Source organism: Bacillus sp. EB106-08-02-XG196 (assembly GCF_013396335.1).
Lineage (GTDB): Bacteria > Bacillota > Bacilli > Bacillales > Cytobacillaceae > Neobacillus.
Map to the genome: position 1 here is coordinate 244,889 of NZ_JABWSY010000003.1, position 16,805 is coordinate 261,693.

Annotated in this window: 10 protein-coding genes; 9 read left to right on the forward strand and 1 reads right to left on the reverse strand. The window is 40.8% G+C overall.

All coding sequences use genetic code 11. From position 1 onward, the window contains the following. Window positions 1-42: 42 nt before the first annotated feature. Window positions 43-948 (reverse strand): glutamate biosynthesis transcriptional regulator GltC, encoded by a 906-nt coding sequence (gene gltC, locus MLOOGBEN_RS07020; protein WP_179157531.1) that lies wholly within the window; start codon window positions 946-948, stop codon window positions 43-45. 133 nt (window positions 949-1,081) lie between these two features. On the opposite strand from gltC, the gene gltB reads away from it, so the two are divergent. The 9 genes from gltB to MLOOGBEN_RS07065 all read left to right on the forward strand — a co-directional run bounded on the left by gltB (window position 1,082) and on the right by MLOOGBEN_RS07065 (window position 16,593). After that, window positions 1,082-5,629, forward strand: coding sequence for a glutamate synthase large subunit (gene gltB, locus MLOOGBEN_RS07025; protein ID WP_179157532.1), 4,548 nt, complete (start codon window positions 1,082-1,084; stop codon window positions 5,627-5,629). 17 nt (window positions 5,630-5,646) lie between these two features. After that, a complete protein-coding gene (gene gltD / locus MLOOGBEN_RS07030; protein ID WP_179157533.1) occupies window positions 5,647-7,113 on the forward strand; it encodes a glutamate synthase small subunit in 1,467 nt (488 codons plus the stop codon). Window positions 7,114-7,444: 331 nt separating this feature from the next. Further along, window positions 7,445-8,167 carry a GntR family transcriptional regulator gene (locus MLOOGBEN_RS07035; RefSeq protein WP_179157534.1) on the forward strand — a complete coding sequence of 241 codons (723 nt, stop codon included), beginning with the start codon at window positions 7,445-7,447 and terminating at the stop codon, window positions 8,165-8,167. 210 nt (window positions 8,168-8,377) lie between these two features. Then, window positions 8,378-9,514 carry an alanine dehydrogenase gene (gene ald, locus MLOOGBEN_RS07040; RefSeq protein ID WP_179157535.1) on the forward strand — a complete coding sequence of 379 codons (1,137 nt, stop codon included), beginning with the start codon at window positions 8,378-8,380 and terminating at the stop codon, window positions 9,512-9,514. Between the two features lie 18 nt (window positions 9,515-9,532). Continuing rightward, window positions 9,533-10,894, forward strand: a complete 1,362-nt coding sequence (locus MLOOGBEN_RS07045; protein WP_179157536.1) for an aminotransferase — start codon at window positions 9,533-9,535, stop codon at window positions 10,892-10,894. 21 nt (window positions 10,895-10,915) lie between these two features. After that, a complete protein-coding gene (xsc, locus tag MLOOGBEN_RS07050) occupies window positions 10,916-12,685 on the forward strand; it encodes a sulfoacetaldehyde acetyltransferase (RefSeq protein ID WP_179157537.1) in 1,770 nt (589 codons plus the stop codon). A gap of 115 nt (window positions 12,686-12,800) precedes the next feature. Continuing rightward, a complete protein-coding gene (locus tag MLOOGBEN_RS07055) occupies window positions 12,801-14,318 on the forward strand; it encodes an APC family permease (RefSeq protein ID WP_179157538.1) in 1,518 nt (505 codons plus the stop codon). Window positions 14,319-14,516: 198 nt separating this feature from the next. Beyond that, complete coding sequence (locus MLOOGBEN_RS07060; protein ID WP_179157539.1) at window positions 14,517-15,572, forward strand: YeiH family protein; 1,056 nt, start codon at window positions 14,517-14,519, stop codon at window positions 15,570-15,572. Window positions 15,573-15,624: 52 nt separating this feature from the next. Beyond that, entirely contained in the window at window positions 15,625-16,593 is a 969-nt protein-coding gene (locus tag MLOOGBEN_RS07065) for a selenium metabolism-associated LysR family transcriptional regulator (protein ID WP_179157540.1), read from the forward strand. Window positions 16,594-16,805 lie beyond the last annotated feature (212 nt).

A 16,805-nucleotide genomic window follows, 5' to 3' on the forward strand; every position in this document is an offset into this window, starting at 1 on the left:
TTCTCATGGCCACAAATGGCCGGGAGAAACGTTCCCTTGGTTTTATTGTTTATACTGCTCCAGCCTGCTGAAATATTCGATAAGGAATTGATAGAAATTCTTTTCGGATGGTGCAATGTCTCGGTGTTTCGGAGTAATGACCCCAACTGTCCGCATGGCTTTTGGCATTTCTATGGGTACCTTGACTGTGAACCGGGGGACAGAGTCATAGAAAGTACTCTCTGGTAATAGGCTAACGCCGATTCCTGCGGAAACAAGTCCTTTTAAAGCATCCATATCCTCTCCTTCGGACGCAATGTTCGGCTCGAATCCTGCCGCATGACAAGCATCTACAGCAATCTTTCGAAGGACATAGCCATCTGGAAATAAGACGAATCGATCTGTTCGCAAGTCACTTAAATAGAGACTTTTTCGATCGGCCAAGGGGTGATGCTCAGGAAGCAAGACAACGATATTTTCCATAAATAAAATCTTAGTCTCAAGATCTGGTTCCTTCAACGGAACAGGGCCCAGAAAAGCTAAATCAATTTCACCATTTTTAACCGCATTGATTAAGTAGGCATAGGAACCATGCCGCAAATGGAAATTAACATTTGGTGCAACTTTCTTATAAGCCGAAATAAGATTTGGGAGCCAATAGATGGAGAGACTCGAAGGATACCCAATATGAAGCGTTCCTCCAAGTGGATTGAGATATTCTTCTACTTTTTCCTTTCCCTCTTCTAATGTTTTTAAAGCACCTTTTGCAAATTCTAAAAAAATATTTCCGACCTGTGTAATCTTAATATTCCTGCCGACTCTTTCTAATAACTTAACCCCCAGCTCCTCTTCCAGTTTGGTAATTTGATAGCTTACTGCTGATTGTGCCACGTTTAGATTTTCAGCTGCCTCTGTAACATGCTGCCGTTCTGCAACTTCGATTAAATAACGTAATTGACGAAGCTCCAATGCTATTCCACCTTTCATTGATATAAAGATTAGATTGGTTTGATATAAATTATATATTGTTTGTATCAATTAGAAAACCTAAAATAGTTCATATAAATATTTGACCAATTTAACCAATAGGGAGAGATTTGAAATGACGTATCATCAACTACCAAAAGCACAAGGTCTCTACCGTCCAGAATTTGAACATGATGCCTGCGGAATCGGCTTGTATGCTCACATAAAAGGGAATGCCACACATGATATTGTGGCAAAAGGACTAAATATGCTTTGTAAATTGGATCATCGCGGCGGACAAGGGAGTGACCCGCTTACAGGCGATGGCGCGGGACTTATGGTTCAAATACCAGATCAATTTTTCCGCCAAGAATGTTCAACCATAGATTTACCTGAAAAAGGAAAATACGGTGTGGGGATGCTGTTTTTCTCAAAGGATGATACTGAACGGGAGAAAATAGAAACATATATTAATAAAATGGTCGAAAAAGAGGGACAAAGGGTGCTTGGCTGGAGAACAGTCCCAGTCAACGCAGAACCGATAGGGGTAACGGCACAGGAAAGCTGTCCGGTCATTCGCCAGTTGTTTGTTGGTGACAACGAAAATAGTACGGATTCATTAGCGTTTGAACGAAAATTATACGTCATTCGTAAACAAGCAGAAAAATGGGCAAAGGAATCAGAATATCGTTTTTACTTTGCTAGTCTTTCGAGCAGGACGATTGTTTACAAAGGACTGTTAACGCCTGATCAGGTGGATCAGTTTTATTTAGATTTACAGGATGAGAATTTTGTCTCTGCGTTTGCATTGGTGCACTCACGCTTTAGTACAAATACCTTTCCGAGCTGGGAAAGAGCACATCCTAACCGATATTTAATTCATAATGGAGAGATTAATACACTTCAGGGAAACATTCAATGGATGAAGGCACGGGAAAGTGAATTTGTGTCAGAGGTGTTTGGAGCGGATTTGGAAAAAGTACTGCCAATCCTCGATACAGATGGAAGTGATTCCTCGATTCTAGACAATGCGCTTGAATTCTTGGTTCTTGCCGGCCGAAAGCCAGCACATGCAGCAATGATGCTTGTACCAGAGCCATGGTCTGATAATCCTCATATCACAGAGGAAAAGCGAGCTTTTTATGAATATCACAGTTCACTAATGGAGCCATGGGATGGACCGTCCGCGATTTCTTTCACGGATGGGAAACAAATCGGTGCGATTTTGGACCGGAACGGCCTGCGCCCGGCTCGTTATTATGTTACTGAGGATGATTATATTATTTTTTCCTCAGAGGTTGGCGTTATTGATGTAGAGCCAGAAAAGGTATTGTACAAAGAGCGCCTGCGCCCAGGAAAAATGCTATTGATTGATTTAGAAGAAGGAAGAATCATTTCAGATGACGAGATCAAATCACAGTTAGCGAGTCAACAGCCGTATCAGCAATGGCTAAATGATCAGCTTGTTCGATTGGTGGAAAGAGAAGAGGCAGAGGAAGAGATTCCTGCTGATTTACTTGTCCTTCAAAAAGCGTTTGGATATACGTATGAGGATATTCAAAAATACATCCTTCCAGCAGTGACTGAAGGCAAGGATCCGCTTGGTGCGATGGGAAATGATATGCCTCTTGCTGTATTATCTGACCGGCCGCAAAACTTGTTCAACTACTTTAAGCAATTATTTGCCCAAGTAACCAATCCACCGATTGACTCGATTCGTGAAGCCATTGTTACTTCCACCATTTCCTATTTAGGAGCAGAAGGAAATTTACTTCATCCATCAGCAGAAAATTGCCGTCGGATTCAGTTGGAGACACCAATCCTAACCAACAGCCAGCTTGAAGAACTAAAGACGAACGGATTATTTAAAAGCCATGTAATCGACATCCTGTTTACAGAGGATTTAGAAAATAGCCTTAACGAAATTTGCCGCCAAGCAGACAAAGCCATTGCAAGCGGGGCAAGCTTAATTATCCTATCTGACCGGAATATGAATGCAAACGAAGTTGCCATCCCGTCGTTATTGGCAGCGAGCACCCTTCATCAAAACTTGATTCGTGAAGGATTAAGAACGAAGGCAAGTATCATTATTGAAACAGGGGAAGTAAGAGAAGTTCATCATTTTGCTGTGTTGTTTGGATATGGTGTTGATGCCATTAACCCTTATCTAGTGTTCACTACCTATCAGCAAGCTGCCCGGGAAGGAACGATCCCATTCACTTATCAAGAAGCAGTGAAGAAGTATATCGATGCCATGACGGAGGGTGTTGTAAAGGTCATGTCCAAGATGGGGATTTCAACCGTGCAAAGCTACCGTGGTGCACAGATTTTTGAAGCAGTTGGAATCAGTTCAGATGTCATCGACAACTACTTTACTGGAACAGTTTCCCAGCTTGGTGGAATTGGTTTAGACACGATTGCTCAGGAAGCGAAGCTGCGTCATGGTGAAGCTTTTACTGAAACAACTGACAAGACTTTAGAATCAGGCAGTAACTTTCAATGGAGACATGACGGGGAACACCATGCCTTTAATCCAGGAACCATCCATACTCTACAATGGGCTTGTCGCAACGGTGATTATGAATTATTTAAGAAATACTCGGCACAAGCAAATGAGGAAAGACTTGGGTTTTTACGCAACTTATTCTCCTTTAATGGAAAACGTACAGCTATACCGATTGAAGAAGTAGAATCGGTTGATTCGATTGTCCGCCGCTTTAAAACGGGTGCGATGTCGTTTGGATCCATCAGTAAAGAAGCCCATGAAACATTAGCGATTGCCATGAACCGATTAGGCGGAAGAAGCAACTCAGGTGAAGGCGGGGAAGATTCAAGCCGCTCATGTTTAGATGAAAATGGTGACAACAGAGGAAGTGCCATTAAACAAGTTGCATCAGGCCGTTTTGGTGTAAAGAGTCATTATCTTGTTAATGCCAAAGAGCTCCAAATTAAAATGGCACAAGGCGCAAAGCCTGGTGAAGGCGGGCAGTTGATGGGTACAAAGGTATATCCGTGGGTTGCGGATGTTCGAGGGGCAACGCCGGGAGTCAGCTTAATTTCACCGCCGCCGCACCATGATATTTACTCGATCGAGGATTTGGCGCAGCTGATTCATGATTTGAAAAATGCCAATCGTGAAGCCCGAATTAGCGTAAAGCTTGTTTCAAAAGGTGGTGTCGGAACCATTGCTGCTGGTGTAGCAAAAGCAGTAGCCGATGTGATTGTGATCAGTGGTTACGATGGTGGAACGGGTGCATCGCCAAAAACGAGCATTCAGCACACTGGATTGCCTTGGGAGCTTGGGTTAGCAGAGGCACACCAAACACTTATGCTGAATGGATTACGTGACCGGGTTGTGCTGGAAACAGACGGGAAATTAATGACAGGTAAGGACGTTGTGATGGCAGCCTTGCTCGGAGCCGAGGAATATGGCTTTGCAACTGCACCGCTAGTAGTGCTTGGCTGTGTCATGATGCGTGTTTGTCATTTGGATACATGTCCGGTGGGAATTGCCACCCAAAACCCTGAGCTTCGCAGAAAATTCTCAGGTGAAGCTGATTATATTGTTAATTTTATGCGTTTTATTGCACAGGAAGTGCGTGAGCTTATGGCTGAGCTTGGATTTAGAAGTGTTGAGGAAATGGTTGGCCGCGTAGATGTGTTAACGGTAAGTGAGCGGGCAAAAACACATTGGAAGGCACAGCATTTAGATTTAACGTCGTTACTTTATAAGCCTGAAGGACACCGTACCTTCAAAACTCCACAAAATCATAAAATTAACGAATCACTGGATATTAAACACATTCTTCCGGCCGTTCAACCAGCATTACAGCAGGGGACACCTGTAAATCTAAGTTTCCCGATTTCAAACATCAATCGTGTGGCAGGAACCATCGTTGGAAGTGAAATATCCAAACGCTATGGTGAAGAGGGCCTTCCGGAGGATACCATTACCTTACGATTTACGGGTTCTGCCGGACAAAGCTTTGGTGCCTTTGTACCAAAAGGAATGACGCTAGATCTTACCGGGGATGCGAACGATTATGTTGGTAAAGGCCTATCTGGCGGAAAAATTATCGTCAGAGCAGATGAGCAAACGAAGATAGCTTCTGGAGAAAACGTCATTGCTGGTAATGTGGCCTTTATCGGGGCAACAAGCGGTGAAGCTTATATTAACGGACGTGCAGGCGAACGTTTTGCGGTTCGGAATAGTGGCGTTAATGTGGTTGTTGAAGGAGTTGGCGACCATGGCTGTGAGTATATGACGGGCGGACGTGTTGTTATTTTAGGTGATGTTGGCAAAAACTTTGCAGCTGGTATGTCCGGAGGAATTGCCTACGTCTTAGCTGAAGACAAGGATACATTTAAACATTTATGTAATCAAGAACTGATTGAATTTGAATCGGTATCAACCGCTGCCGATCAGGATGAGCTAAAACAGTTAATCCAAAACCATTTCCATTACACTCAAAGTGTAAAGGCTAGCTGTGTTCTTGAAAACTGGAAAAAGTGTGTGAGAAAATTTGTCAAAGTCATTCCGAAGGATTATAAACGGATGATTCATTTGATTGAAGAGCAAAAATTAGCAGGACTAACGGAAGAAGAAGCAGTCATGAGTGCCTTTTTAGCGAACTCCTCTGCAAAACCAATAACACTTAAACAGCAGGAAGCTGCAAATCGCTAAGAAAGGGGAGAGGAACAATGGGGAAACCAACAGGGTTTATGGAATATTCCCGCGAAAAAGTGGGAGAAAGAAATCCGCTGACACGACAAAACGATTGGAGCGAATATACGGTTCCTTTTTCTGATGAAAAGTTACGTATACAGGGGGCGCGGTGCATGGATTGCTCCATCCCCTTCTGCCATACCGGAATGGAGATTCAAGGAGCAACATCAGGCTGTCCGATTCACAACCTAATCCCAGAGTGGAATGATTTAGTGTACCGCGGCCGTTGGAAAGAAGCACTCGACCGGCTGATGAAAACAAATAATTTCCCTGAGTTTACAGGCAGGGTTTGTCCGGCACCATGTGAAGGTTCATGTACGTTAGCTATTTCCGACCCAGCGGTTACAATTAAGAATATTGAACAAGCGATCATCGATAAAGGCTTTGAAAACGGATGGATTACTCCAAGGATTCCAAAGTCACGAACTGGAAAAAAAGTGGCGGTTATCGGTTCCGGCCCTGCTGGTTTGGCAGCAGCCGATCAGCTTAATCAGGCAGGCCATTCCGTAACGGTTTTTGAGCGTGCTGACCGTCCTGGTGGTTTGCTGATGTACGGCATTCCGAACATGAAGCTTGAGAAAGAAGTTGTAGAACGCCGGATTCGTTTATTGACACAGGAAGGCATTGACTTTGTTACCAATACAGAAGTGGGTAAAGATATCACTACCGCTGAACTTCAAGCACAGTACGATGCGGTCATCCTTTGTACAGGAGCCCAAAGGCAGCGGGATTTAGTGATTGAAGGCCGTGAAGCAAAGGGAATTCACTTTGCGATGGATTATTTAACTCTAGCAACAAAAAGCTTATTAGATTCGAACTTTGAGGATGGTCAATTTATTAATGTAGAAGATAAAGACGTCATCGTTATCGGTGGCGGAGACACAGGTGCTGACTGTGTGGCCACAGCGCTTCGCCAAAAAGCCAAAAGTGTCGTTCAGTTCGGCAAGCATCCGCAATTACCTAGTGCACGTACTTCAGATAATTTATGGCCAGCATATCCGAACGTTTTTACCATGGATTATGCTTATAAGGAAGCAGAAACCAAATTTGGGGAAGATCCTCGCCAATACTCGATTCAAACAAAGAAAATCGTTGCCGATGCGAAGGGGAATCTTAAGGAGCTTCACACCATCCAAATGGAGAAGCTAAAAGATGAAGAAGGTCGGTATTATTTTAAAGAAATCCCAGGAACTGAAAAAGTATGGCCAGCTCAGTTTGTGTTTATCGCAATCGGCTTTGAAGGTACTGAACAGCCATTGTTAGGACAATTCGGTGTGAAAGCAGTCAACCAAAAGGTTGCTGCCAAGTACGGTGAGTTCAAAACCAACGTTGAAGGAGTGTTCGCTGCAGGCGATGCCAGGAGAGGTCAGAGCCTCATCGTTTGGGCGATCAACGAAGGCAGGGAAGTTGCACGGGAAGTTCATAACTATTTGATGGGATAGCAAAACAAGACGGATTCTCCTGGCCAAAAAAGGTCAGGAGAATTTTGCGCAAAAAAGAAAAGAAATAGTTTCAGACACCATTGTGCCAGCATTTTGAATTTATCAGGGAACAGAAGCAGCTCAGGTTTGATAAATAATGATAAAGTTTGCAAATTCCTCGCAGTCTCTATCGAAAGTGAGGAATTTTGTACTAAAGCCCAAGGGGGAACTTGTTAAATATGAGAATATAAAAAAAACAATTTACTTTGTGACCAATCCAGCATAACATTAAGTTAATAGTCTGTTTACAACTCATATAAAGAATATAAGAATGGAAGGAGTTAAATTGAAAATGGAACTAGATCCTAAAAACCCGATCCCACTTCATATTCAATTGAAAATTGAACTTGAAAAACATATAAAGGAAGGACATTATCAAGAAAAGATTCCTAGTGAAAGAGAACTAATGGATGCATATAAAGTAAGCAGAAGTACGGTAAGAGAAGCGGTTTCTCATTTAGTCAATGATGGAATTCTTGAGAAAATTCATGGAAAAGGTACTTTTATTTCCGTTAAACCAATACAGGATTGGTTAGGAAGTTTAAGCAGCACAACAGAAATCATTAATAGAATGGGTATGAAGCCTGATGCCAGGTTAGTTACGCATGGGGTTGTCAATCCGCCAAGTGAAGTTCAAAAATTAACCGGCTTTGAAGAGGCTTATTATATTAAACGAGTTCGTTATGCAAATCAGATCCCTATCGCTATTGAAATTCAATATTACCCTGTTGAAATTGGCAAGCGGCTTGCTCAGCATGATATTCAAAAAGGGACCTTATTTGATTTGCTGGAACAAAATCTCAATATAAAACTTTCGGAGGCTGAACAGATTATAACCAGCAGTCAACTTTCAAAGGAGGATGCTGATTTATTAGGTGTTGAGGAGTCCCAGCACGTATTGCTGACTGAAAGACTATTAACCGATGAACAAGGAGATTTAGTTGAATACTACCTAGCATTTTTTCGTTCAGATATGTATTCTTTTCGCATCAAATTGAGTAGAAAGAATAGCTAGAGTAATACTTATGAATTATATAAATAAAAACTATTATGATTTTTAATAAAATTATTTTATTGAATATATTGAAAATTATAAATATGTGTGTTTTAATCGGAATAAGAGATTTTTATCCTCCAACTGGTACGGACGTCGCGACGTTGTGATTAGTAAAGATCTAATCCCAAGGATGAAAAACTTTATAATTAAAAGATTGGATGTGAACGTATGAAAATTGGTGTACCAAAGGAAATAAAAAATAATGAAAATCGTGTTTCCATGGTTCCTGCCAGCGTGGCTGCTTATGTTTCATCTGGCCACAGTGTTTTTATTGAAAAAGACGCAGGTATTGGAAGCGGGATTACAAATGAAGAATATGAAAAGGCGGGAGCAACGATTGTCCTAACTCCCCAAGAAGCATGGGCTGCAGATATGGTGGTAAAGGTAAAGGAACCCCAAACAGAGGAATTTAAGTATTTCCGTAAAGGACTAATCTTGTTTACGTATCTCCACCTAGCAGCTGAACCTGAGTTAACAAAGGTTTTATTAGAAAAAGAGGTGGTTTCAATTGCTTATGAAACCATTCAGCTAGAAAATGGCTCACTTCCTCTCCTAACTCCAATGAGCGAAGTCGCAGGTAGAATGTCTGTTCAATTAGGAGCCCAAATCCTAGAAAGAATTAATGGCGGTAAAGGTCTTTTACTGGGAGGAGTTCCTGGCGTCAAACCAGCTAAAGTGGTCATTATCGGCGGCGGGGTTGTAGGAACGAATGCAGCAAAAATGGCGATAGGTCTTGGGGCAGAAGTTTCAATTTTGGATGTCAATCCTGAGCGTCTTCGCCAATTAGATGATTTATTCTCTGGCAGAGTAAAAACGATTATGTCCAACAGCTATAATATTGCTCAAGAAGTAAAATCTGCCGACCTATTAATAGGTGCTGTTCTTATCCCAGGTGCAAAGGCACCACAGCTTGTGACCGAAGAAATGGTAAAACAAATGGAAGACCGATCCGTTATTATCGATGTTGCAATCGACCAAGGGGGATCGATTGAAACCATTGATCATACAACCTCTCATGATGCGCCTACATTTATGAAACACGGTGTCTTGCATTACGCTGTTCCTAATATCCCAGGTGCAGTATCAAGAACCTCCACCTATGCGCTCTCAAATGTCACCTTACAATATGGACTGCAAATTGCGAATAAAGGAATAGAGCATACTGCTTTATTCAATACAGCACTAGCAAAGGGCTTTAACACTATTGAAGGAAAAGTCACTCATCCTGCTGTCGCTTCTACGTATAACTTACCTTTCACACCAATAAAAGATGTATTTCACAAGAACTTACAGACAACTAAATAATAAAGGAGGCATTTGTCGATGAACAAAACAGACATTCTGGATCATGAAAAGTTGGTAAACCAGGATAATGAGCATTTATGGCATGCGATGAGCCGCCATGTTGAAGGCGGGAAGCCAATGATTGCGGAATCAGGTGAAGGAGCCTGGTTTACAGACCTTAACGGAAATCGTTATATGGACGGGGTCTCAGGACTCTGGTGTTTAAACTTAGGACATGGCCGTAAAGAAATTGTCGATGCGGCAGCCGAACAAATGATGAAGCTTTCCTATTTTCCGCTTACACTCAGTCATACACCAGCAATTGAACTCTCTGCAAAAATTAGCGAACTTCTAGGGGATTCCTACAAAACGTTCTTTTCAAATAGCGGTTCGGAAGCAAATGAAACCGCATTCAAAATTGCCCGCCAATATCATAATCAAAACGGAAATCCGAGTAAGTATAAGTTTATTTCCAGATATCGTGCCTATCATGGCTCTACGTTAGGAGCCTTAAGTGCGACTGCACAAGCAAATCGCCGGGTGAAGTACGATCCGGGGGTACCAGGTTTCCTTCATGTACCGCCGCCCTATAGCTATCGAAGTCCATTTGGGGATGAAGTGAAGGATGTGGATAAAGTAGCTGCTGATATGATCGACCAAATGATTACTTGGGAAGGTGCGGAAACAGTAGCAGGCGTTATCATGGAACCATTTATTTCTGGGGGTGGAGTGATTATCCCTTCTCCTAAATACCTGCAGCGTGTAGCAGAAATATGTAAAAAACATGATGTTCTACTCATAATGGATGAGGTGGTATCCGGATTTGGCCGAACGGGGAAAATGTTTGGTTTTATGCATTCAGATGGAGTTCAACCCGACATTGTTACCATGGCAAAAGGTTTAACAAGTGGCTATTTACCACTTGGTGCTACAGCAGTTAAATCTCATATCTTTGAGAAATTTAAGGACAAAGGTGCTGATAATCACTTGCGCCACGTCTCTACCTACGGCGGACACCCAGCCAGCTGTGCCGTAGGGTTGAAAAATATTGAAATCATCGAACGCGAAAATATTGTTGAGAGAGTCGCAGATTTAGGTGATAAGATTTTAGGCAGATTAAAAGATTTGAATGACCATCCACATGTTGGTGAGATACGTCATTCCGGATTTTTATATGGAATTGAAGTGGTAACAGATAAACAGTCAAAAGAACCTGCTTCTGACGAATTAATGACAAAAATTATTGGAAAGTGTAAAGAAAAAGGCTTAATTATTGGCCGTAATGGGGATACAGTACCAGGATTTAATAATGTCATCATTGTTGCACCACCGCTTTCATCAACTGAAGATGACCTAAATTTCCTAGTCGAAACAGTAAAATATGCTTTCAATCAAATTTAATTAGAAAAGGTTGTGTTCATAATGGCAAAAGTAGAAAAGGATTTACAAGCAATGAAAACAAAAAAAATAAAAATGACTCCTAGCGAAGCGATTGTTGAAACGTTATTAGCGGAAGGTATTGACCAAATGTATGGGATTTTAGGCTCAGCTTTTATGGATATGCTTGATCTACTCCCAGCTGCCGAAATTAAATTTATTCCAGTCCGCCATGAACAAAGTGCTGCCCATATGGCCGATGCTTTTACAAGAATAACAGGAAAAGCAGGGGTTGTTATTGGTCAAAATGGACCAGGGATCACCAATATGGTCACATCTGTTGCAGCAGCCACCCATGCCCATACACCAATGGTTATTATTTCACCATCCGCAGGAACAAGAACAGTTGGCTGGGATGGATTCCAGGAATGTGATCAAGTTTCTGTTTTCGATAAGATCACAAAAGCCGTTGTCCGCGTTCCACATCCAAGCCGTGTTGCGGACTGCTTAAGGACTGCATTCCGCTTAGCATATGCGGAAAGAGGCCCAGTTCTTTATGATATTCCAAGGGATTATTTTTATGGAGAAGTAGAGGACTATATTTTACAGCCTTATCAATATCGGGTAGAGAAGAAAGGCTTTGGTGATTCAAGGGCGATTGATGAAGCAGTTAAAATTCTCCAAAATGCAAAAAATCCAGTGATTATCTCTGGAAGAGGGGCTGTCGATGCCGATGCAGTCCCAGTTGTCCAAGAACTAGCGGAGTATTTATCAGCGCCTGTTGCTGTTTCTTATATGCACAATGATGCCTTTCCATGTAATCATGAGCTTGCCGTAGGGCCAATTGGTTATATGGGATCAAAGGCTGCGATGAATACATTGAAAGATGCTGATGTCATTCTAGCGGTTGGAACAAGATTATCCGTATTTGGTACGCTTCCTTGTTATGATATTGACTATTTCCCTAAAGAAGCTAAAATCATTCAAATCGACATCAATCATCGTAATATCGCAAGAACTCACCCTGTAGAAGTGGGAATCTTAGGGGATGCCTTCGATGCGAGCAATGAAATTTTGACTCGCTTAAAGGTAAAAGTGCCATATCTTCCACGAAATGAACAACGGGTTCAAAAAGTCGCAGCTGAAAGGAAAAACTGGGAACAAGAGCTTGTTGATTTAGCGATGGTGGAAGGTAAACCGATGAATCCGCGGCGCGCCTTACTGGAAATTTCACGTGTACTGCCTGAAGACGCGATTGTTTCATCCGATATTGGAAACACGTCTTCTACTTCCAATTCCTATTTGAAATTTACTCAGCCGCGAAAGCATTTAGCCGCTTTAACATTTGGTAACTGTGGATTTGCTTACCCAGCAGCTATTGGCGCAAGGCTGGCTGCCCCTGATTGCCCAGCAGTTGCGATTGTCGGTGATGGTGCATGGGGAATGAGCTTGCATGAAGTGAGTACAGCCGTTGAACAAAAGCTCCCAATCATTGCGTGTGTCTTTAATAATGGAGCATGGTGTGCAGAGAAAAAGAACCAAGTAGATTTCTATAATAATAGATTTGTAGGTGCTGATATCGAAGGGCCGAATTTTGCAGAAGTAGCAAAGAGCATGGGAGCCAACGGGGTGCGCGTTGATAATCCTGAAGCACTGAGAGAGGCTTTGCAAACAGCATTAAAATCCGATAAACCAACAGTCATTGATATCCAGGTAGATGGAACGCAGCTGGCACCGCCGTTTAGAAAGGATGCCTTACAATTACCAACAAGATTATTACCAAAATATGCTCACTTAGATCATCGTAATTGGTAAGAACAGACAAAAGGAGTTTAGTAGATCAATACTAGACTCCTGCTTTTTGTAAATAGGAGGAGTAGGGGATGAAAGTAGATCATTTATATAAAATTATGTATCGATAAAAGGGGGCATGTATTTGGAACAGGAAAGAGTTCAACTCGAGAAAAGCTTTAAACCACAGTGGATTTGGGCAATTGCTTTAGGTTCAGCAATCGGGTGGGGATGTTTTATACTGCCAACAGAATGGATGGGTAAAGCTGGGCCCTTAGGAGCAATTATTGGTCTCTTAATTGGTGGACTTTTAATGATGTTAATTGCAGTCAGCTATGGGATTTTAATAGAAAAGCTTCCGGTTTCAGGAGGAGAATTCGCCTATGCTTATGTTGGTTTCGGCAGGATACATGCGTATATATGCGGATGGTTCTTAACGCTTGGTTATATTTGTATCGTTGCTTTAAACGCATCAGCACTTTCCCTGCTAGGGAAATTCATCTTGCCCTCGATTACAAATGTAGTATTTTTATATGAAATTAACGGCTGGCAGGTTTACCTAGGAGAAGTAATCATCGCTAGTCTTGCATTAATTCTCTTCGCCTATTTTAATATCAAGGGCGCATCCCTTTCAGGACAAATTCAATATGTTTTTTGTATCATTCTAGTGTTAGGGGTCTTATTATTGACAGCTGGTATGATTTTACATCCTGACACAAGCCTATCAAACCTAACTCCTTTAATGAAGCCAGGAATTCCAGCTTTATCAGGTATCATTGCAATCGTAGCTATTGCACCATGGGCCTATGTTGGATTTGATAATATTCCACAAGCCGCGGAAGAATTTAATTTCCCGCCAAAAAAGGCATTTTCTTTAATCATTTACTCACTTATATTCGCAGCATTTCTATACACATTTATGATCATAGCCACCGGTGTAGCCGTTCCATGGCAGCAATTAGTTGAAGGAAAGCCAATCTGGGGAACGGGAGATGTCGTATCGAGCACCCTTGGCGGATTCGGAATGTTATTATTAGCCGTTGCGATGTGCATGGGTGTGTTTACTGGTCTAAATGGTTTCTATGTTTCCTCAAGCCGCTTGCTATTTGCCATGGCGAGAGCAAAAATATTACCTGATTCTTTTGCAAAGCTTCATCCAAAATATAAGACTCCACATTTAGGTATTATTTTTACAGCTGTTTTTTGCTTAGTTGCACCATGGTTTGGCCGTCCAGTCCTATTATGGATTGTCGATATGTCTGCAACAGGTGTAACGATTGCCTATTTTTATACCTGCTTTACTGCCTATAAAGTCTTCAAGTGGAGCGAAAAAGATAAAGGACTTCTTACAGGTGAAGATGGAGAGGGACTTGTATCACCGGTAAAGAAATTCATCTGTCTTATCGGAATCATATCCAGTCTATCCTTCTTAGGACTATTATTAATCCCATTTTCTCCATCAGCATTAGGGACACCTTCACTAATAGCATTACTTGTTTGGACTCTTTTAGGTATTGCCTTTTATTTGTACAAAAGGAAGGAATACCAGAGTATTCCAAAAGACAAGCTCGATTATTACATCATCGGGAAGGCGCTTACAAATGAGGGTGATATTCCCCGTCAACCTGGTCAATCAACATTCGATATTAAATCTTAAATTTAGATCCATTTGTACCTGTTATAAAAAAATACTGTTAAGCAAAAAAAGGAGATATTATATGAATCTCCTTTTCCTTTTGAATCTATTACCATGTGATTGCTTTATTAAACTATTTAATAAATCCTTTTATAGAATCAAAGAAATACAGGGGAGAAACCATGATACCCTAAATATATAAAGGATGGAGGGATTAGAATGGGTGCTGAAAAAGTCCAAGAATTGCAGCATATAGAAGTCCAGCCAAAAAGAAGGTTAGATTATAAGGGATATGGAATAGGAATATTCCTCACATTTAGTTTAGCTATCTTAGCTGGATTAATAGCAAAATTACCTTTGTTCTCGATTATGGGAATCATGATTATTTCAATTCTTCTTGGAGCACTTTGGAACAATACAATACCGTTACCAGGCTCAATAAATGTATCCTTAGGAATCCAATTCAGTAGTAAAAAATTATTGCGTGCAGGTATTATTCTTTTAGGGTTCCGGTTAAATTTGTTTCAAATCGTTGATTCCGGGGTTTCGATCATCATCATTGATATCCTGGTGATTGCCTTTACCATGATGTTCATATTAACCCTTGGAAGAATTTTTAAAACCAATAAAGAGTTAACTATTTTAGTAGCAGCGGGAACAGCCATTTGTGGAGCAGCAGCTATTGTAGCCGTTGCACCGTTAATAAAAAGTAAACAAGAACAAACAGCGGTTGCTGTCTCCTGTATTGCCATCCTAGGAACAATAGGCGCTTTGTTATTTATCTTTCTATTTCCATTCTTACCACTGACCGATACGGAATATGGTTTGTTAGTGGGGGCTACATTGCATGAACTGGCCCATGTAGTGGCTGCATCCGTTCCTGGCGGTGAGCTTGGAAGTGAAACAGCCATCCTTGTTAAGCTTGGGAGAGTATTACTTTTAATTCCAGTTGCTTTATTAATAAGCTTTTTTATGAATAGAAAAAATGTAAAGCAGGAGAGAAATTCAAGAAAACTTCCGATTCCTTGGTTTATCTTCGGATTTCTACTCATGAGTTGTATTAACACCTTACAGTTGATTCCCGATCACATTATCAACTTACTTCTGCTACTCAGCATCTATTTCCTTGCGATGGGCATGGCAGGACTCGGATTGAGTATAAAATGGTCAGATTTTAAAAAAGTGGGTCTGAAACCTATTGTTGTGGCAATCCTAGGGTTCGTTGGACTCCTTTGCCTTTCTCCGTTATTATTATTTCTATACCGATTATTTTAAGGTAACTCCATTTTTTTAGGTTTGAAAAGACTGCTAATACGAGGGGAAACAAATGAATTTAGATTATTTAAAGGTATTTTATGTGGCTGCTAACAACAAAAGTTTCTCACAAACAGCAAAAGATTTGCATATTTCTCAATCAGCTGTAAGCATCCAAATTAAGCAGCTTGAGGAACAGTGGGAATGTCAATTAATCGAACGGACAACGAAAAAAATGGCGTTAACTCCAGCAGGAGAAATATTATATAAACAGGTTAAAAATTTATTTTCAATTATTAATGAAACAACCAATGAACTGAAAGAACTAAAAGGAATGGTTCATGGAGACTTAAAGGCGGGGGCAAGTCTAACGATAGGTGAACATGTCCTTCCATTTGTTTTGGCGAAGTTTAATCAGCTATATCCATTAGTGAAGATTCACTTTAGTATATACAATTCCGGACAAATTATTGAGAAACTTAAGAACCAAGAAATTTATGTTGGATTTATAGAATCAATGCTATCTTATCCAGCTATCAAACAAGTGCCCTTTGCCGAGGATGAGCTGATTGTTATAGCGCCTCCAAACCAAAGCTTCACAGAAAAAGATTATGTTTCGATTCATGAACTGCTGGAACTACCCTTCATTATTCGGGAGAAAGGCTCTGGTACACGACAGGTTATGGAGGATATCTTAAGGAGAAATCAAGTCGATCCTGCTAATTTAAAAATTATATTAGAGCTTGAACATACTGAAGCGATTAAATCTGCCGTTGAAGCTGGTTTAGGAATATCCATTTTATCTAAATCAGCCGTTAAAAAAGAGCTGGAATTAAAAACACTCCGGCGGCTTAAAATAGAAGAATTCCGTTTGCTTCGGAATTTTTATATGGTTTACGATGAAGAAGCATTGCCATTAACAGGTAAAAAACTGATTGAACTCATGAGTGGACTTTATGTACCATCTCATGAGAAAAGTGCCAAGGACCATTATGGAATATCTAATGGTTTGAAAACTTCTTCTAACCTAATAGATTTTTAATATTAAAAAACCGCAAACGGAGTATTTCACTCGTGCGGTTTTTTGATTTGCTATTTTAGTAAGAAAAATCCATTTACCGTCCCCTTGGTGTTATTACCTTTAGTAATAAAAGTATAACCTTTACTTTGTTGGGTATTTAAACAATGTTATTTTAAGTAGAATGAATTCAGAAAAGAAAGAAAGTTTTGAAAGAAGGTCCCTTCATAAATGAA

Excerpts from the sequence above, each read along its gene's own strand:
- gltB (WP_179157532.1), top strand. The coding sequence starts at position 1,082 with ATGACGTATCATCAACTACCAAAAGCACAAGGTCTCTACCGTCCAGAA.
- gltD (WP_179157533.1), top strand. The coding sequence starts at position 5,647 with ATGGGGAAACCAACAGGGTTTATGGAATATTCCCGCGAAAAAGTGGGA.
- MLOOGBEN_RS07035 (WP_179157534.1), top strand. The coding sequence starts at position 7,445 with ATGGAACTAGATCCTAAAAACCCGATCCCACTTCATATTCAATTGAAA.
- ald (WP_179157535.1), top strand. The coding sequence starts at position 8,378 with ATGAAAATTGGTGTACCAAAGGAAATAAAAAATAATGAAAATCGTGTT.
- MLOOGBEN_RS07045 (WP_179157536.1), top strand. The coding sequence starts at position 9,533 with ATGAACAAAACAGACATTCTGGATCATGAAAAGTTGGTAAACCAGGAT.
- xsc (WP_179157537.1), top strand. The coding sequence starts at position 10,916 with ATGGCAAAAGTAGAAAAGGATTTACAAGCAATGAAAACAAAAAAAATA.
- MLOOGBEN_RS07055 (WP_179157538.1), top strand. The coding sequence starts at position 12,801 with ATGTATTTGGAACAGGAAAGAGTTCAACTCGAGAAAAGCTTTAAACCA.
- MLOOGBEN_RS07060 (WP_179157539.1), top strand. The coding sequence starts at position 14,517 with ATGGGTGCTGAAAAAGTCCAAGAATTGCAGCATATAGAAGTCCAGCCA.
- MLOOGBEN_RS07065 (WP_179157540.1), top strand. The coding sequence starts at position 15,625 with ATGAATTTAGATTATTTAAAGGTATTTTATGTGGCTGCTAACAACAAA.